This is a genomic window from Trichocoleus desertorum ATA4-8-CV12 (genome assembly GCA_019358975.1).
Taxonomy (GTDB): Bacteria; Cyanobacteriota; Cyanobacteriia; order FACHB-46; family FACHB-46; genus Trichocoleus; species Trichocoleus desertorum_A.
In genome coordinates this window covers 74,434-91,542 of sequence record JAHHIL010000019.1, presented here as the reverse complement: position 1 = coordinate 91,542, position 17,109 = coordinate 74,434, and the positions used below count along the sequence as shown (strand labels likewise).

Below are 17,109 nucleotides of genomic sequence, written 5' to 3'. Positions count from 1 at the left end.
TAAGGCTGTTTAACCGCTAACGACAGAGCTACAAACTGGAAAGCATCTGTAGGTGTCATGACCCTTGAAACGTAGCCAGTGAAGGCTCAGACTGGTCAGCTATCTAAAGTCGAGGCATGAAGCCCCGCTCTAAAGAACGGGGTGCTGACACTGTACTCCTACTGATCAGCCCGCAACTCACGAAAAAGGGTGAAAGCTAAGCCAAGCCTAAAATCAAATCTTGGGATGAGTCAAGGCCAATCGGTAACTTGATAGCTTTTAGGATTCGTAGCGAATTTTCAAAATCAAATTAATTGATGACAAAATAAAAGTAACCGAATTAGCAATAATTACAGGCAAAGACTGAATATAAACACCATAAATCAGCCACAGAAAAACTCCGACTGAAAACGTAATCAGCATCCATAGGGAAACATCTTTGGCAGATTTAGAGCGCCAGGTTTTGAGCAATTGTGGCACAAAAGCAGTAGTCGTTAAGGCGGCAGCAACGAAACCCAGCAGTGTCACAGCATCCATCTGTCTTTTTTCCTTAAACGCATCAATTCTCCCCATGCCTGATCATGCCAGCCTGAGGAGAATCCGCGCCGTCCAGATTGAGGAGTTTGGCTTACACGGCCAAGAATTGTTGAATCACATCATTGCTTAGTTCTTGGGTAGAGCCAGAGGCCACAATGCCGCCTTTTTGCATGGCGTAGTACCAGTCTGCTTGACGAACAAAGTGGAGATGTTGCTCGACCAGCAGCACCGAGATGCCAGTTTCCGCAATAATCCGCCGCACTGCCGCTTCGATTTCCAAAATGATTGAAGGTTGGATGCCTTCGGTGGGTTCATCTAGGACGAGTAAGCGGGGTTTGCCCATCAAGGCACGGGCGATCGCCAATTGTTGTTGTTGACCGCCACTTAAGTCTCCTCCTTGTCGAGAGAGCATGGTCTTAAGCACCGGAAACAGCTCAAAGATTTCGGCAGGGATTTCTGCTTGCTGGCGAGTTTTGCGATCGCTACAAGCTTCTAGACCCAACAACAAATTCTCTTTCACGGTCAGACGGGGGATAATTTCCCGTCCTTGAGGCACATAACCAATGCCGAGCCTAGCTCTTTGGTCGGTAGATTTAGAGTTAATTACATTTCCTGCCAAATAAATATTGCCACTACGCGGTGACAGTAAACCCATGACGGTCTTGAGCAGGGTCGTTTTACCCACACCATTGCGCCCAATTAAGCAAACCATTTTGCCCACCGGGACGCTGAGATCAACCTCGCGCAGAATATGGCTCTCCCCGTAGTAGACGTTGAGTCCCGCAACCTGAAGCATAGGGGATGGGGTGGTGGCACTTCTAGGAGCGTTTTCTGGGGCGATCGCGGCGTTAGCTGAATTCATCATGTGGCGCTGATCTCCTCTCTAACCGCTTCAGCCTGCATTTCTGACTGTTGACCTAGATACACTTCGATCACACGGGGATCGCTCTGTACTTGTTCGATAGTGCCTTCGCAAAGCACCGATCCCTCATGTAACACAGTGACTTGGCGAGCAATTTGGCGAACAAACTCCATGTCGTGCTCAATCACCAAAATCGAATGACTTTCAGCTAATGCCAACAGTAGTTCCCCAATATTGGCAGTTTCTTCGTCGGTCAGACCTGCCACAGGCTCGTCTACCAACAACAAATCGGGAGATTGCGCGACAAGCATGCCAATTTCTAGGCGCTGCTTTTCACCGTGGGAGAGCAACCCTGCTAAGCCATCCGCTTTAGCCGCTAAGCCGATGGTTTCTAGCAACCCGCCGATCCTACGTCGCTCCGCTGTAGAAGCTCGCCCCCACAAAGTCGAGAAAACAGATTTGGCTCGACTGCCCGCGATCGCTAAGTTATCTCGCACCGAGAGATTGAGGTAGATGCGGGGAGTTTGGAACTTGCGACCCACACCAAAACGGGCAATTTGATGCTCAGACAGCGATCGCAAGTTGCGGCCCTTAAACAGCACTCGCCCTTCAGTAGGCTTGACTTTACCTGTAATGACATCCAGAAAGGTGGTTTTACCTGCACCATTGGGGCCAATTACGACTCGGAGTTCTCCAGTGTCCATACTGAAGTTAAGTTGCTTTAAGGCTTTGAAGCCATCGAAGCTAACGGTAAGATTTTCAATTTCCAGAATTTTGCTGTTCATGGAAGTGCTAACTTCTCCCCGATGCGGAGAGGGGCTTTGGATCTTGCTCCCCTTCCCTCCAAGGGAAGGGGCTGGGGGTTAGGTCTATGAAACCTAATCATGTTTACTGAGCGTTTGCCGTTCTTGCTCAACCTCAGGATCAGTTTCGAGACTGGGATAGGTCATGACAGCGGGGCGGCGGCCTAAGAGCGATCGCAGTTGTTGCAATCCTTGGGAGCGTACCCAACCGACTAAACCGTTAGGTAATACCATCACTACCAGGAGAAACAACCCTCCTTGAAAAAAGAGCCAAATATCGGGAAAGCGTTCACTCAATAAGCTTTTGCCATAGTTGACGAGGAGAGCACCCAGCACAGCACCACCTAGAGAAGCGCGGCCTCCTACTGCAACCCAAATCACCATCTCAATCGAGAAGGCGATATCCATTGCTTTGGGTGAGATGATGCCCGTTTGCAGGGTGAACATAGCTCCTGCTAAGCCTGCCAAACCTGCGGAAACAGCAAAAACCAAAACCTTAAACCCAGTAGGATCGTATCCAGAGAAACGCACGCGGCTTTCGTCATCACGAATCGCCACTAGTAAGTTACCAAAGCGCCCCGTGGTGAGCCAACGGCAAAGGGCATAGGTGCCCACCAACAGTAAAACAGTGAGGACGTAGAAGACAAATTGAGTCTGGGGAGCGCTGACGGTAGCTCCAAACAAGGTGCGGAAGTCTGTGAGGCCGTTGGTGCCGTTGATGAACTTCTGCTGACCGTTGAAGAGATTAAAAAAGATAATCGTGGCAGCTTGGGTGAGGATGGAGAAATAAACTCCCCGGATGCGATTGCGAAACACTAGATATCCCAGCACCGCTGCCAGCAACCCCGGAATCAACACGATCGCCAATGCTGTGAAAGGAAATGAATAAAACGGCTGCCAAAACAGAGGAAGTTTGGTGACGCCATACAAGCCCATGAACTCTGGCAAGGGCGCAACGCCTTGGGTTTCCACCGGAATCTGCAACTTCAAGTGCATGGCTAAGGCATAACCGCCTAAGGCAAAAAATACACCATGCCCCAAGCTGAGCAAACCTGTGTAGCCCCAGATCAAGTCAATCCCTAAGGCCGCGATCGCCAGGGCCAGAAATCGCCCCAACAAGTTTAACCGAAAGCCAGTCAGTAGCAGTGGCATCACCAAAATTAAGCCCAGGGCGATCGCACCCACAATGCCAACTTCTACTAGCAATTTGCGATGTCTACGCCAATCTATCCCTCGATTCCCAATTACTGTCTCCACAACCCCAAGCCTCTTGCGTCACCCAGTCAAGCTCAATCCAAAATCCAAAATCGGAAATCCAAAATTTCTATGCGTCCACCGTTCGCCCTTTCTGCGGAAACAGACCTGCCGGACGCACTTGCAGAAACACCACAATCAGCGCGAAGACCATCACCTTCGCCATACTGGTGCTAGAGAAGAAGGTAAAAAAGTCAGCCAATGGGGGCACCGCCGTCAATAAAGGACGAAACGCATCGGAGCCGATCAGATAAGTTAAGGTGCCGATCGCCATTGCGGCCACAATGCTCCCGACCAACTTACCAACGCCACCTACTACGACAACCATGAACGTATCAACAATGTAGTTTTGTCCAGTGTTAGGGCCAACAGAACCAAGTAAGCTCAGAGCACAGCCCGCCACACCTGCCAGCCCAGACCCCAGTGCAAACGTGAGTGCATCTACTTTCTGGGTGGGGATACCTAAACAAGCACTCATGCTGCGGTTTTGCGTCACGGCCCGAATCCGTAGACCCCAAGGCGATCGCTGCAAAAAGAGATAAATGCCCACGACACAAAAGATAGTTAGCGCCACAATAAACAGACGCACCGAGGACACTTGAAAGCTCCCCAAAGAGAAGCCACTGCGGAGCCATTTAGGTGCGGTGACATCTACGTTTTGCGCCCCAAACCAAGGTTTAGTTACAACCAACTTATAAGTTTGGCTGAGGATATTGCCTGTGACCGCAGAAATACCCAAGGAGAGCGGCAACAGTAGCGCGATCGCCCAACCCCGTAGACGTTGCCAATCAGCACGACGAGATAGCAGCCACATCCCACCAAAAAAGAAGAGGCAAAAGAGAGCTAGACCAATTACTAACACCCAGTTCACGCTGCGGACAAACTGCTGCAAAATCAGGCTCACGCCCCAGGTGGCTAGCAAAGTTTCGAGAGGACGACCATATAAATACCGCACCACCCCTCGCTCTAAAATCAGCCCCATCAAAGCTGCGACCAAAAAGGCTAAAGGGAGAGCAAAGAGAATGTAGGTTTCTAGCCAGTCACCTCCCAGACTCTTGAACACATTCTGAACCACAAAGGTGGTGTAAGCCCCCAACATCATCAACTCCCCGTGGGCCATATTGATCACACCCATGAGGCCGAACACAATGGCGAGTCCCAGTGCTGCTAGCAACAACACTGAACCAATGCCAATCCCGCCCAATATTCCATCCACCAATCCCGTCAGCATTCTCCCTCCTAACAATTTTGGACTTTGGGTTAGGACTCAATTCCAAGCCAAAATCCAAAATCCAAAATCTAAAGTCCCTAAGTGGTCTTGTACTTGCCACCCTTGGCTGGGTCAGACCAGTCACAAGCGAAGCCCTTGGTTTCAGCTACATACTGGTTCCAAGGCACAGGGGCTACGGCTTTGTCAGTAGAGGAGACAATCTCAAACAGGCCATCGTCGCGGACCTCACCAATGCGTACCACTTTAGACAAGTGATGGTTGGCAGCCAAGCTGACCTGTCCTTGTGGAGCATCAAAGGTTTGGCCTACAGCAGCAGCCCGTACCTTCTCCATGTCATCTGCTGTAGCAGCCTTCTCAACTGCTTGTTTCCAGATGTAAACCATGATGTATGCTGCTTCCATCGGGTCGTTGGTGACGCGATCGCTGCCATACTTGGCCTTGAAAGCTTCCACAAACTTCTTGTTGGCAGGAGTATCTACGGTTTGGAAATAGTTCCAAGCCGCATAGTGACCCTTGAGATATTCCGGGCCGATCGCCTTCACTTCTTCCTCAGCAATACTGACGGACATCGAGGGATATTTGTCTGGCCCCATGCCTGCGCCCTGCAACTGCTTGAAGAAGGCCACGTTGCTGTCTCCGTTCAACGTGTTGTAGATGACGCCGCCGTTGGGTAAAGCTTGCTTGATTTTGGCAATAATCGGCGTAACTTCAGTGCTACCTAGCGGCAAGTAGTCTTCCCCGACCACCTTGGCACCTTTGGCTTCTAGCTGCGCCTTGATAATGGTGTTGGCGGTGCGAGGGAAAACATAGTCAGATCCCACCAAGAAGAATTCTTTGCCTTTGTTTTCCAGCAGCCAATCTACAGAAGGTTCAATCTGTTGGTTGGGGGCGGCTCCGGTGTAGAAGATGTTTTTGGAACATTCTTGCCCTTCATACTGCACTGGATACCAGAGCATATGATTCTTTTGCTCAAAGACAGGCAGTACGGCTTTGCGGCTGGCAGAGGTCCAACAGCCAAAAATGGTCGCGACCTTATCTTGGTCAATCAGTTTAGTTGCTTTCTCAGCGAAGGTAGGCCAGTCAGAAGCACCATCTTCTACCACAGCTTCAATTTGTTTGCCTAAAACACCACCTGCTTGATTAATTTCTGCGATTGCTAACTGTTCAGCATCTACCACGCTCTTTTCACTAATGGCCATTGTGCCACTTAGCGAATGGAGAATCCCAACCTTGATGGTGTTACCGCTACCAGCGGCGGCAGGGGATGCTGCTGTCGTAGGGGAAGCACTTTCGCCTGCTTGAGGGGTGGGATTGCTGGCGCAAGCTTTTAGCAGAATGCTAGTACCAAAAGTGGCTGAGCCGTAAATCAGAAACTTGCGCCGCCCAAACTGCCTTGCCATGTTGTTATTATTCTCCTGACTCAATCTGCCAACCGGTGTCGGAAGTTACACGATTAAAGTGAGATATTATGGCGGAGCTTCTCAGGTCAATTGTATTAACTTATACAAAATTGCGATTGCAATAAATGTTCTCAGCTTCAAACCATGACTTTTGCGTGGGTTGAGTCCAAATAACTCCAACGTTGAAAGTCAAAAGCGATCGCCAAACTCTACACACTTCTACATATTCTCTGCAATAAAATTAAGCACTCGGTCTAACCCTACCTGAGTTTTGAGGTTAGTGAAGACAAAGGGCTTATCGCCTCGCATCTTAGTAGCATCCCGTTCCATCACCCCTAAGTCAGCGCCGACAAAGGGAGCTAAATCAATTTTGTTAATCACTAACAAATCTGATTTGGTAATTCCGGGGCCACCCTTGCGAGGAATTTTATCTCCTGCGGCAACATCAATGACATAAAGGGTGAGATCAACCAGTTCTGGGCTGAAAGTAGAGGCGAGATTATCACCACCGCTCTCCACAAACAGTAAATCTAAGCTCTCGAAGCGCTGCTCTAATTGAGCGATCGCCGCTAAGTTGATCGAGGCATCTTCTCGAATCGCGGTATGAGGACATCCTCCGGTTTCGACTCCAATGATGCGATCCTGCGCCAGCGCTTGATGCCGCACTAAAAACTGAGCATCTTCCTGGGTGTAAATGTCATTGGTCACCACTGCAATGTTGTATTGCTGCCGTAACGCTTTACAAAGCAACTCTACCAAAGCAGTTTTACCAGATCCTACGGGACCTGCGATCCCAACTCGTAGCGTACTCATCCGCAATTCCCCCGACAAAACCAGAAACCTATTCTCTCTAAATAAAAGTTAAAAACCAATCCCAGTATTTCCCGTAATTGCTAATTTTGACGGTACTGAGGCAGAACTAAGTAGAGACCCCTAGCAAAGGTTCAATTCTGTAAAGATAGATTCGATCCCAATCGTCCAGCATTAAAAGTTTAAGATCAGGGCACATTTGTATATAGGAAGTCAAATACTCCTGCAACACCTACAACCCGTGAAAACTTTAAGATAAGGTTAATTTTGTATCTTAAATAACTATATGTATCAGTACCCCATTAAAGTGCTGCTGGTTGAAGACGATGAGGATGATTACATTCTCACTCGGTCGTTGCTCTCAGAAATTGAGGGTGGCACCTTTAGCCTGGAATGGGTCAGCTCTTATGAAGCAGCGCTGAGCGTCATGGGGCAGCATCAGCATGATGTTTATTTAATTGACTATCGCTTAGGGTTATACAACGGTCTAGAGTTGTTGCAGGCTGCGATCGCTCAAGGCTGTAGAGCGCCAATCATTTTGCTGACGGGGCAAGGTGATCACGAAGTGGATGTCGCAGCGATGCGAGCAGGGGCCGCCGACTACCTCGTGAAGGGCCGAATGGATGCTGCCTTACTAGAGCGAGCCATTCGTTACGCCATTGAACGCAAGCGTACTCTAGAAGCCCTGCGAGCCAGTGAATCTCGCCTGGAAGGAATTTTAGCTTCCCTTGAGGATGTGGTGTGGTCGATTTCAGTTACCACATCTGAAACTATTTACATCAGTCCTGCCGCTGCCGCTCTCTACGGTCGCCCTGTAACTGAGTTTTACCAGAATCCACAGATCTGGCTGGAAATCGTTCACCCAGAAGATCTAGAGCGGGTCAAAGTAGCCTCAGAACGCTTGCTCAAGGTAGGTTCCAAAAATCTGGAGTACCGAATTTTACAGCCTACAGGCGAGATTCGCTGGATTCATGATCGAGCCCATGTGGTCTATGACGAGAACAACCACGGCATTCGCATTGATGGCATGGCGATTGATATTACCGACACAAAGCAAGCCGAAGCTTCGTTAAAGCAAATTGTCCGAGAGAACAGCCAACTGGCTTCTGCGATCGCTAATATGACCATTGGAGTCGTGATCACAGACCCCAATCTCCCCGACAACCCGATCATCTTTGCCAATCCGGGCTTCACCAAAATGACCGGATATACCGCTGAAGAAGTCCTCGGTTGCAACTGTCGATTTTTACAAGGGGCTGGCACCAATCCGGATCATCTTAATCAAATGCGGGAGGCGATCGCGACCCATCGCTCTACCACCCAAGTGCTGTTGAACTATCGCCAAGATGGCACCACTTTCTGGAATGAGCTGACCATCAACCCAGTATTCGACGGAGACGGCAAGCTGATCAACTTCATTGGCTTACAAAACGATGTTACAGCCCGTAAGCAAGCCGAAGAAGACCTAGAAAGGTTGCAACATCGTAGTGAGCTGATTCTCAATTCGGCGGGAGAAGGAATTTATGGCCTAGATCTCCGGGGTAAAGCTACCTTTATTAATCCTGCCGCTGCTCGCATGTTGGGTTGGGAAGTAGAAGAACTCTTAGGTCAGTCCATGCACCATATTTGCCATCATTCCAAGGCAAATGGTGAAGTTTACGCGCTAGACCAGTGCCCCATTTATGCAGCTTTTCACCAAGGCATTTTGCAGCATGTCGATGAGGAAGTGTTTTGGCGTAAAGATGGCAGCAGCTTTCCAGTCGAATACATCAGCACCCCCATTCACGAAAATGGACAACTCGTGGGGGCCGTCGTCACCTTTCAAGACATTACCGAGCGCAAGCACGCCGAAGAAGCCCTGCGGGAGAGCCAAGAGCGCTATGCCCTAGCGGTAGAGGGAGCCAATGATGGGTTGTGGGACTGGAATCTGAAAACCGATGAAATTTATTTTTCTGCTCGCTGGAAATCCATGTTGGGGTATCAGGAGGGAGAAATTGGCAGTTTTCCTGAAGAATGGTTTAGCCGAGTTCACCCCGAAGATGTGGAGCGCTTAAAAGCTCAGATAGGGTTGCATCTAGAAGGATTTTCTCCTCACTTTGAGAGTGAACATCGGATGCGGCATCAAGATGGCTCCTACCGTTGGATGCTGAGCCGAGGACTAGCCGTTCGCGATGGCGGTCATAAAGTGACGCGCATGGCAGGCTCTCAGACCGATGTCACCGAGCGCAAGCAGGTCGAAGAACAACTACTGCATGATGCCTTTCATGATGTTTTGACTGGTTTACCCAACCGCGCTTTGTTTATCGATCGCTTAGGGTTAGCAATTGAGCGATCGAAGCGCCCTGGGCATAACTTGTTTGCGGTGTTATTCCTCGATTTAGACCGTTTCAAGGTGATCAACGACAGCTTGGGGCATATGATTGGCGACCAACTACTGATTGCGATCGCCCGTCGTCTGGAAGCTTGCTTGCGGGGTGGAGATACTGTGGCGCGTCTTGGAGGTGATGAGTTCACAATTCTCCTAGAAGATATTGTGGATATTCATGATGCCACTCGCATCGCCAACCGCATTCACCAAGCCCTGCTATCCCCTTTTAACTTGCAAGGCCAAGAAGTCTTTACATCCGTCAGCATTGGAATTGCCCTCAGCGAAACGGGATACGATTGGCCCGAAGATTTGCTCCGCGATGCTGACACTGCCATGTATCGCGCTAAATCCTTGGGACGCGCCTGTCATGAGGTGTTCGATCGCACCATGCACTTGCGGGCCGTAGAACTGCTGCATCTAGAAACAGATTTACGACGGGCGATCGAGCGCCAAGAACTACAACTGTATTACCAACCCATCGTCTCCCTAACCACAAGCAGAATTCATGGCTTTGAAGCCTTAATTCGTTGGCAACATCCAGAGCGCGGCTTGATTTCCCCCGCCGAATTTATTCCGTTGGCAGAAGAAACGGGATTAATTGTACCCATTGGGTTATGGGTGCTACGCGAAGCTTGCCAACAAACGCAAAAGTGGCAAAAGCAGTTTTCTGACAACTTTCCCCTCACCATCAGCGTGAATCTGTCTGGAAAGCAGTTTACGCAACCAGACTTGATTGAGCAAATCGAGCGAGTTTTGCAACAAACCGCGCTAGAGGCACGCAGTCTCAAGCTGGAAATCACTGAAAGCGTAATGATGAAGAATGCGGAATCTGCTACCAAGATGTTGCTGAAGCTCAAAGCGTTGGGGGTGCAGCTACATATTGATGATTTTGGCACTGGCTATTCGTCGCTGAGCTATCTACACCGCTTCCCGATTGATCAGCTCAAAATCGATTGCTCGTTTGTGAAGCGCCTAGGAGTAGATGATGAAAGCGCCGAAATTGTGCGGGCGATCGTCACCCTAGCACACAACCTAGGAATGCATGTCACGGCGGAAGGGGTGGAAACAGCCGAACAACTGATGCACCTGCGGGCTCTAGAGTGTGAATACGGGCAAGGCTATTTCTTCTTCCAACCCCTCACAGAAACAATGGTTGAGAAACTGATTTTGACGGAGCAGCAATGCTACGAAAGCTATCCTTGCCTAACTTCTGAGTTGGAAAACCCCACAAACGGCGATCCAGCATCGGCCAAGCCAACCCACCTAGCTTTACCGATGCTTAATACAGAATCACGGCGATCCAGCATCGGCCAAGCCAACCCACCTAGCTTTACCGATGCTTAATACAGAATCACTACGAGCCAACCAGGAAATGATGCCGAAGTTTCCCTCTATTTGAATTTGAATTGAATTTGAACGTTGATCGCGTTGAGTGCGGCTCAGTCCTCTGCTGGCAACTCAACAATTTCAAACCAATATCGGCCCAAAATTTTCATTACCTCTACCAACGACTCAAACGTAACAGGCTTGGTGATATAAGAGTTGGCTCCTAGATCGTAGGTGCGATAGATGTCTTCCTCTGCTTGAGAAGTGGTGAGGACAACAATGGGAATGTGGCGCAACTCTGGATCGGCCTTGATCGCTTGGAGAGCTTCTCGACCGTCTTTGCGGGGCATGTTGAGGTCTAGCAGAATTAAACCTGGACGAGGCGACAGGGATTGAGGAGCAAACTGGCCCCGATGATAAAGATAGTCCAGCAGCTCCTCCCCATCTCCAACAAAATGCAAGTCATTAGCCAGCCTACATTCCTCTAAGGCTTCTTGAGCCAGCATACGATCGTCCTCGTCATCATCGGCCATGAGAATCGTGATGGGTTTACCAGAGGAGTTGCGGGAACCTTGCTTCATAGAATTTGTTGAATTGGGAGAGTGACAATAAAGGTGGTGCCTTGACCAGGGCTACTTTTAGCGGTGATGCTGCCTCGGTGTCGTTCGGCAATTTTGCGGCAGATCGCCAATCCTACACCCGTACCTTCATAATCGCCGCGACCGTGTAGCCGCTGAAACACCGTGAAGATGCGATCGAGATATTTTTCATCAAACCCAATGCCATTATCTGCGATGGAAATCTGGCAGGCAGGACGACCAGGGGCATGAGGCAGGGTTGACGAGTCTGGAGATTCTAGAATCTGAGCTGAAATGCTCACAACGGGGCGGCGATCGCTTTGATGAAACTTGAGAGCATTGCTAATCAGGTTTTGAAATAATTGCCGCATCTGTAAGGGATCAGCTTCTATCATCGGTAAATAGTCAGCCTCGATACATCCGTCAACTCGCTGGATCTGCACTTCAATATCGGATAAAACTTCTTGAACGATGGTTGCTAAGTCAACAGGTACAAAAGGCTGGGCTTTGGTGGTCACCCGTGAGAAGGCGAGCAAGTCATTAATCAAGGTTTGCATGCGCTGAGCGGCATTTTGCATGCGTTCTAAATAGTCTTTGCCGTCGGGCGGGAGGGTATCAGCACACTTAATCTTTAGGCGATCGCCAAACGCCTGAATTTTACGGAGTGGCTCTTGCAGATCATGGGAGGCGACCGAGGCAAAGTCTTGCAGTTCTCGATTGCTTTGCTCCAACTTAGCCACCAGAGTTTCTAGTTCTTTTTCGGATTGCTTGCGATCGGTGATGTCAGTTAACATCCCCAGCACACCCATGAATTCACCCGTCTCACTAAACACAGGATTGGTTGAGACAATGGCCCAGAAGTCGGAGCCGTCCTGACGCTGGAAGCGAAAATCATGGTTTTCTTTAATCCCTTGCCGCCGCCGCTCAAACTGACGCTCCGCCGCCGCTGCTGCCGCCGCATCCATAAAATCAAATAAAGGTTTGCCCAACATATTTTCAGGGGCATACCCCAACATGTCTGCTAGGCGTTGGTTAACATAGCTGGTCTGGGCTTGGCCATCTAGTACCCACACGCCTTCCTGAGCCGTTTCGACCAATCTACGAAATCGACTTTCACTTTCAAGCAAAGTTAATTCCGCTTGTCTGCGATCGGTAATATCAATCCCAGTGCTAATAACATAGGCGATCGCCCCCTGCTCATTCCGTAGCACGGTATCGGACCAAGCAATTAACCGCTGCTCGTTGGAGCGGGTAATCCAGTAGCCTTCATATTGCCGTGATTCCCCTTGAGCTAGGAGTTGGGCAAAGGCAGCTTGAGCGGGAGCAACGGCCTCTGGAAGCAAAAAATTCCAAACCAGCTGGTGATGAATGTCCGCAAAAGAGTATCCAGTCATCCGCTCACAGGCTTGGTTGAAACGGATGAGCCGCCCCTCAGCGTCTAGCACAACTACTAAAGCATCGGCAATATCTAGAACGGCTGAGACAAAATTACGCTCCTGCTTTAAAGCGGTAAACAGTTCCTGTAACTGTTGAGTCATCCGATTGAAGGTGGTGGCTAAGACCCCCAATTCGTTAGCCGTCCCTACAGTCACTTGAGTTTCTAGGTGGCCACTGCTGATTTGTGCCGCAGCCTTGATAAGCTGTTGCAGTGGGACAACTACCTGTCGCGAAAAGACAAAGCCTAAACCAACTACAGCGACTGTCACTGTTCCCAGTACGCCTCCTGTAACCATCAGCATGCGGTAAATAGGAGCGTAGGCTTCCGCCGTAGGCAACTCAACCACCACCTGCCAGTTCAAACGGGGGATCGGAGCGGCTGCCCCCAAGACTTCAGTCCCATTGAGACCTACATAAATACTCAACGATTGCCGCCGTAGCGACAGCAACTGTTGACTCAGCGGTTCTGGTAGCGCCTGAAACCTGAACGCATTAGAGCTATCACCTTTCGGAGTGATCAAGAAATTATGCTCATCAATGATGTAGCTGTACCCCGTCTTACCTACTTGAGTTTTCGCCACCACTGGCCAGAGAAACCTCAGATTCAGGCGAGCAAACAAAACCCCATCCACTTCATTCTTTTGATTGCGGAGGGGAACCGCAAAATCGACTACGGGCAGATTGGTCGCTGGGTTCAACTTGACGGGGCTAATGTATTGGCGTTGCTGGCGAAAGGCCTGCAAGAAGAGCGCAGAATGAGCTGGATCTTCGACCCACTTCTGGCCATCAGGCAGTTCAGCATCGTCGGGAGAGCGAGCCGCTACTACCTGCCCGTTGCGATCGAGAATGCCCACAACTTCATAGACATGACTGTAGCGAGTGATCCCCTCCAGAAGGCTCCGCTTATCAGCAGCAGAGTGATCCATTAAACCTTTAACTTCCGACAGGTAAAGCAGCGGATGCTGTAGGCTACTGAGATAGGCGTTGATTTCGCTGGCAACGGCTCGACTGCGTTCTACTTGCAGTAGGCGTGATGCTTGTAACTGAGTGCGAAAACTCAAATAACTCAGGGTGCCACCCGTTAGCAATAAACTCGATACCACAATCGAGACCAGACCGTAGCGGAGTTGGGTTGCGATCGAAGCCATTGGATGTTGCAGCCGATTCACGAGTAAGGTAGTTACCTCAATAGTCTTAGGGTTCCCTTACGGACTGGGGAAACCCGCTCCTAGGGAAATCTGTACAGTCAACTCCGAAATAGGCGGCTGTATTGCACTTCATGGGTCATACTGGCGATCGCTAAGCCCCACCCGCAACTGCATAAATCCTCATCATCGAGAGCTAAAACAGTCTGAGCAGCCTCACTCAAGCTACTTTGCAAGGCCAGTAAAAGCTGCTGTCCAGCCGTTTGGCCCAAAGGAATCAGTTTGACTCCCGCATTCATCAGGTTGGTGGCCCAACTGTGGAAATATCCTAAAAGTGCGGCTTCGAGGTCAATCTGCCAACTGGCAGCGGCCATGCCAAAGGCGATCGCAAAATTACAAGGTTCACCACAGGCGTGAATTATAGGCGCTAGCTCTGGCTGGAGTTCTTGCAGTAGACGGCACAAAGAGTAGCCCATTTGCCAGCTTTGTTGTCGTAACTCTGTCGTTTCTCTGGCAGCGGAGAGCCAAGCATTCCAGTCACGCAGAGCGGCGCGATCGCCTGCTTGGGTGGCCTTGTAAGCACGCACCATAACCGCCGCTTCGAGTCGAATGGCACCCACTTGTAATTCCTGTTGCAGCCAATGTTCTAAGCTCAATTTGTCTTTAAGAACGCCTGCTTCTACGAGAGCTTCCAAGCCTTCTGAGTAACTGTAGGCTCCGACGGGTAGGGCCGAACTAGCAAGTTGGAGCAAACTCAGTAGCGCTTGAGAGGACAGACTAATGGGCATGGCTGTGCCCACTCTGACCATTCGTGTGTCCGGTGTGTCCAGTGTGTCCGGTGTGTCCGGTGTGTCCGGTGTGTCCGTAAGCGCCAACTTCGGGCTGAAAAGCTGCAACTTCTTCGATCACCTGTAGGCCCAAATGCTCCAGCATGGATTTGAGCACCGGATCGGGTGAGAGACGCAGATAGTCTGGTGTGATCTCTAAAGCAACGTGGCGATTCCCTAGGTGATAAGCTGCCCGCAACAATTCGAGAGCAGTTTGGGCGTTCACCGTTAAGACAGGTTCTGGTTTAGCGACAATCTGAACGATGGTGTCTCCATTTTCTGATTGCAAGCGATCGCCATGATGCAACGCTGCGCCTCTCGGAAGTTGCCACCGTACCTTTTGGCCCTCGGCTGACTCAATCTGATAACGGCTTCGGGTGCGCTCCTCAGCGGTGAGAGCTAAGGTGAAATGAACCGCGATCGCAGCCCCAGCAGGTAAACGGTGTGTCAATTTCAGCATGACTCAGACTGGTGTTTCAGGAAAATCAACCTCACTCCTGAGTATAAAACCCTAGGTAGATTGCTTAAGCCATTGCGATCGCCTTTCCTTGGTGGCCCATCACCCCTTGAGTCCTGCTCCATCAAAAATGCCGCCTCCATGATAGAGAACGGCTTTTGAAGACTTAACAAAACTCAAATTGATGTGATGATCAACGGGCTTTATTTTAATTTTTCTTATGTAAGTGTGGGAGCCAACTCAATTTCGGGCTGGAGGGGATCGACTGAGATCAGCCTTAAATCCCCTCGTTAAAGATTGTTCATCCTTCCCGGCACATCGACACAATTAACTGGGTAAACATTTACAGCTCTATCACGGAGCTAGGGCAAGTTTCGCAGGTGCCTCAAGTTTACCTATTAGGCTTTTGAAGCTCCAATAACTCAGCTTGAACTCGCTTTTCTAAGTTCGGATCGCCCTGAACACTCATCGTAATGGCATTGAATTTATCAATGGTGAGGCCATTACTCTCAACAATCTTTTTAGATTTGTTGCAGTACTCAACCGCAATTCCTCGAACGTTCTGGGACAATCCTTGTAAGCTCTTGGGTCTATGACAAGCGATCGCTGGGATGCCGCTAGAGCCGACGATTTTTTTAATGTCTCGATAAGAGACCTGACGCACTTCTTCTACCGCTAACACAGCGCGAGCATAACTTTTGAGTTCTGCTTCACTGGGGGGTGCTGCTTGAGCCACAGCAGCGGTACTAAACATCTGGGCGGGCGATCGCTCCGATAAGCTAGGAACCCATCCAGAAGCAAGGCCAACAGCGGCTAAGAGACCAATGGCGAAAGACTGTGAAACCAGTTGCATCCGAGGCTGCTGTAGTTTAGCCGCAAAGTTGCGAAGCATTTGAGAATGAGATGGCGCGAGGGAACGGCAAGAGTTCATCATAATCCGATGTGACAGAACAAAAACTAGAACAATCCCAAATCTATTCTTGTTGAACTATTTTATAGAGCCTAAGTTCCAGCGGTAGGACAGACATTTGACCAATATCAGTGAATGTCAGTGTCTAAACAAACTTACAGATCAAGTTACCTAGCGCTGATAGATTTGGCAAAGTTCAACGACTTTAGTTTGCAGAGTTGAAAGCTCTTCTGCGCCTTGCTTGAGGCTAACTTCTAACTCCAGCAGTAGGGGCAAGGTTTGCTGGAGCTGCTGCGCAGACAGCCCGCGTACTTCTTGTTGGAGAAAATAAATCCGTTTAGGATTGCTGACTTCGGCGGCTTGAGCGATCGCCCGCTCATCCCTTTCTCCAGCCTCCTGCATCAATTTTATCCACAACCAAGTGCGGAATTGGCCAATTAAGGTTGCTATAACCCGTAGCGCTGGTTCATTGAGACTCAAGAGACCCGCAACGAGTTCCAATGCTTCTCCTACTTGGCCCTGACGTATGGCGGCTGCCAATTGCAAACTGTTTTGGGTGTTAGCAACCACCAAGCTAGCCACTACTTCTGCTTCTAAGGGTTGTTGGCGATCGCCCGCGTAAAGCCGCAATTTTTCCAACTCACTGTAGAGCTGGCGGGAGTTATTGCCCACCGACTCAGCCAGTAGCTCCATGCTGGGCTGCGTTAGGGTTACGCCTACAGTTTGGGCGATTTGTCGCACTTGCTGGATCAGTTGGTCTGTTTTCCAGGGTGGAATTGGAGAAAATTCTTTAATCTCAGCATATTTCTGCAACAGCTTACTGGATTTCAAGCGGCCATCGGGTTTGGTACGAGCGGTTAGCAACAGCACTGAGGTCTCTGGAATGGCAGGTAGGGTGCGCTCTAGCTCAGCCAAAACCGCTTCTGGGCATTGCTGCCCAATGGTGGTGTTTTCTAGCCAAACCAAGCGTTTGCCCATACCAAAAGGGGGTGTCATGGCCTGCGTCAATGCTTGGAGTACTGCATTGGTTTGCTCTGCCGAAATTTTGTCAAAGTTGAAGCTAGTCCAATCTGGATCAAGGGTCCGATCGCGCAGGCTTGTAACAGCTTTTGCGATCGCAAAGTCATCTTCTCCCCAATAGAGGTAAATTGGCATACAGAGCACCTGAGAGCGCGAGGCGATCGA

14 protein-coding genes are annotated in these 17,109 nt (G+C 49.8%); 1 reads left to right on the top strand and 13 read right to left on the bottom strand.

Going from position 1 to position 17,109, the window contains the following annotated elements:
• Nucleotides 1-258: 258 nt before the first annotated feature.
• From KME12_15215 to ureG, 7 genes are all read right to left on the bottom strand, one after another.
• Entirely contained in the window at nucleotides 259-516 is a 258-nt protein-coding gene (locus KME12_15215; protein ID MBW4489137.1) for a SemiSWEET transporter, read from the bottom strand.
• A 91-nt stretch (nucleotides 517-607) separates the two neighbouring features.
• Nucleotides 608-1,312 carry an urea ABC transporter ATP-binding subunit UrtE gene (urtE, locus tag KME12_15210; protein ID MBW4489136.1) on the bottom strand — a complete coding sequence of 235 codons (705 nt, stop codon included), beginning with the start codon at nucleotides 1,310-1,312 and terminating at the stop codon, nucleotides 608-610.
• 65 nt (nucleotides 1,313-1,377) lie between these two features.
• Nucleotides 1,378-2,163: an urea ABC transporter ATP-binding protein UrtD gene (urtD, locus tag KME12_15205; protein MBW4489135.1), complete on the bottom strand. Its 786-nt coding sequence runs from the start codon at nucleotides 2,161-2,163 to the stop codon at nucleotides 1,378-1,380.
• 93 nt (nucleotides 2,164-2,256) lie between these two features.
• Nucleotides 2,257-3,333 (bottom strand): urea ABC transporter permease subunit UrtC, encoded by a 1,077-nt coding sequence (urtC, locus tag KME12_15200; protein MBW4489134.1) that lies wholly within the window; start codon nucleotides 3,331-3,333, stop codon nucleotides 2,257-2,259.
• A gap of 172 nt (nucleotides 3,334-3,505) precedes the next feature.
• Nucleotides 3,506-4,666, bottom strand: coding sequence for a branched-chain amino acid ABC transporter permease (locus tag KME12_15195; GenBank protein MBW4489133.1), 1,161 nt, complete (start codon nucleotides 4,664-4,666; stop codon nucleotides 3,506-3,508).
• A gap of 77 nt (nucleotides 4,667-4,743) precedes the next feature.
• Nucleotides 4,744-6,066 (bottom strand): urea ABC transporter substrate-binding protein, encoded by a 1,323-nt coding sequence (gene urtA, locus KME12_15190; GenBank protein ID MBW4489132.1) that lies wholly within the window; start codon nucleotides 6,064-6,066, stop codon nucleotides 4,744-4,746.
• Between the two features lie 219 nt (nucleotides 6,067-6,285).
• On the bottom strand, nucleotides 6,286-6,885 hold the full coding sequence (ureG, locus tag KME12_15185; protein ID MBW4489131.1) for an urease accessory protein UreG: 600 nt from the start codon (nucleotides 6,883-6,885) through the stop codon (nucleotides 6,286-6,288).
• A gap of 277 nt (nucleotides 6,886-7,162) precedes the next feature.
• Here ureG and KME12_15180 point away from each other — a divergent pair, with 277 nt between their 5' ends.
• A complete protein-coding gene (locus KME12_15180; protein ID MBW4489130.1) occupies nucleotides 7,163-10,588 on the top strand; it encodes an EAL domain-containing protein in 3,426 nt (1,141 codons plus the stop codon).
• Nucleotides 10,589-10,683: 95 nt separating this feature from the next.
• Here the strand turns inward: KME12_15180 and KME12_15175 are convergent, their stop codons facing one another.
• The 6 genes from KME12_15175 to holA all read right to left on the bottom strand — a co-directional run bounded on the left by KME12_15175 (nucleotide 10,684) and on the right by holA (nucleotide 17,079).
• Nucleotides 10,684-11,151 (bottom strand): response regulator, encoded by a 468-nt coding sequence (locus KME12_15175; GenBank protein ID MBW4489129.1) that lies wholly within the window; start codon nucleotides 11,149-11,151, stop codon nucleotides 10,684-10,686.
• Nucleotides 11,148-13,733: a PAS domain S-box protein gene (locus KME12_15170; GenBank protein ID MBW4489128.1), complete on the bottom strand. Its 2,586-nt coding sequence runs from the start codon at nucleotides 13,731-13,733 to the stop codon at nucleotides 11,148-11,150. Before KME12_15170 ends, KME12_15175 begins: the two co-directional genes overlap by 4 nt.
• A 98-nt stretch (nucleotides 13,734-13,831) precedes the next feature.
• On the bottom strand, nucleotides 13,832-14,518 hold the full coding sequence (locus KME12_15165) for an urease accessory protein UreF (GenBank protein ID MBW4489127.1): 687 nt from the start codon (nucleotides 14,516-14,518) through the stop codon (nucleotides 13,832-13,834).
• Nucleotides 14,508-15,017: an urease accessory protein UreE gene (gene ureE / locus KME12_15160; protein MBW4489126.1), complete on the bottom strand. Its 510-nt coding sequence runs from the start codon at nucleotides 15,015-15,017 to the stop codon at nucleotides 14,508-14,510. The genes KME12_15165 and ureE overlap by 11 nt, the downstream gene beginning before the upstream one ends.
• 388 nt (nucleotides 15,018-15,405) lie before the next feature.
• Nucleotides 15,406-15,948, bottom strand: coding sequence for a DUF4168 domain-containing protein (locus KME12_15155; protein MBW4489125.1), 543 nt, complete (start codon nucleotides 15,946-15,948; stop codon nucleotides 15,406-15,408).
• A gap of 147 nt (nucleotides 15,949-16,095) precedes the next feature.
• Nucleotides 16,096-17,079, bottom strand: coding sequence for a DNA polymerase III subunit delta (holA, locus tag KME12_15150; GenBank protein MBW4489124.1), 984 nt, complete (start codon nucleotides 17,077-17,079; stop codon nucleotides 16,096-16,098).
• Nucleotides 17,080-17,109: the final 30 nt, after the last annotated feature.

Coding starts and splice junctions, on each gene's coding strand:
- KME12_15180 (MBW4489130.1), top strand. CDS start 7,163: ATGTATCAGTACCCCATTAAAGTGCTGCTGGTTGAAGACGATGAGGAT.
- KME12_15175 (MBW4489129.1), bottom strand. CDS start 11,151: ATGAAGCAAGGTTCCCGCAACTCCTCTGGTAAACCCATCACGATTCTC.
- KME12_15165 (MBW4489127.1), bottom strand. CDS start 14,518: ATGCCCATTAGTCTGTCCTCTCAAGCGCTACTGAGTTTGCTCCAACTT.
- holA (MBW4489124.1), bottom strand. CDS start 17,079: ATGCCAATTTACCTCTATTGGGGAGAAGATGACTTTGCGATCGCAAAA.
- KME12_15215 (MBW4489137.1), bottom strand. CDS start 516: ATGGATGCTGTGACACTGCTGGGTTTCGTTGCTGCCGCCTTAACGACT.
- urtE (MBW4489136.1), bottom strand. CDS start 1,312: ATGCTTCAGGTTGCGGGACTCAACGTCTACTACGGGGAGAGCCATATT.
- urtA (MBW4489132.1), bottom strand. CDS start 6,066: ATGGCAAGGCAGTTTGGGCGGCGCAAGTTTCTGATTTACGGCTCAGCC.
- urtD (MBW4489135.1), bottom strand. CDS start 2,163: ATGAACAGCAAAATTCTGGAAATTGAAAATCTTACCGTTAGCTTCGAT.
- urtC (MBW4489134.1), bottom strand. CDS start 3,333: ATGCCACTGCTACTGACTGGCTTTCGGTTAAACTTGTTGGGGCGATTT.
- KME12_15170 (MBW4489128.1), bottom strand. CDS start 13,733: ATGGCTTCGATCGCAACCCAACTCCGCTACGGTCTGGTCTCGATTGTG.
- KME12_15195 (MBW4489133.1), bottom strand. CDS start 4,666: ATGCTGACGGGATTGGTGGATGGAATATTGGGCGGGATTGGCATTGGT.
- ureE (MBW4489126.1), bottom strand. CDS start 15,017: ATGCTGAAATTGACACACCGTTTACCTGCTGGGGCTGCGATCGCGGTT.
- KME12_15155 (MBW4489125.1), bottom strand. CDS start 15,948: ATGATGAACTCTTGCCGTTCCCTCGCGCCATCTCATTCTCAAATGCTT.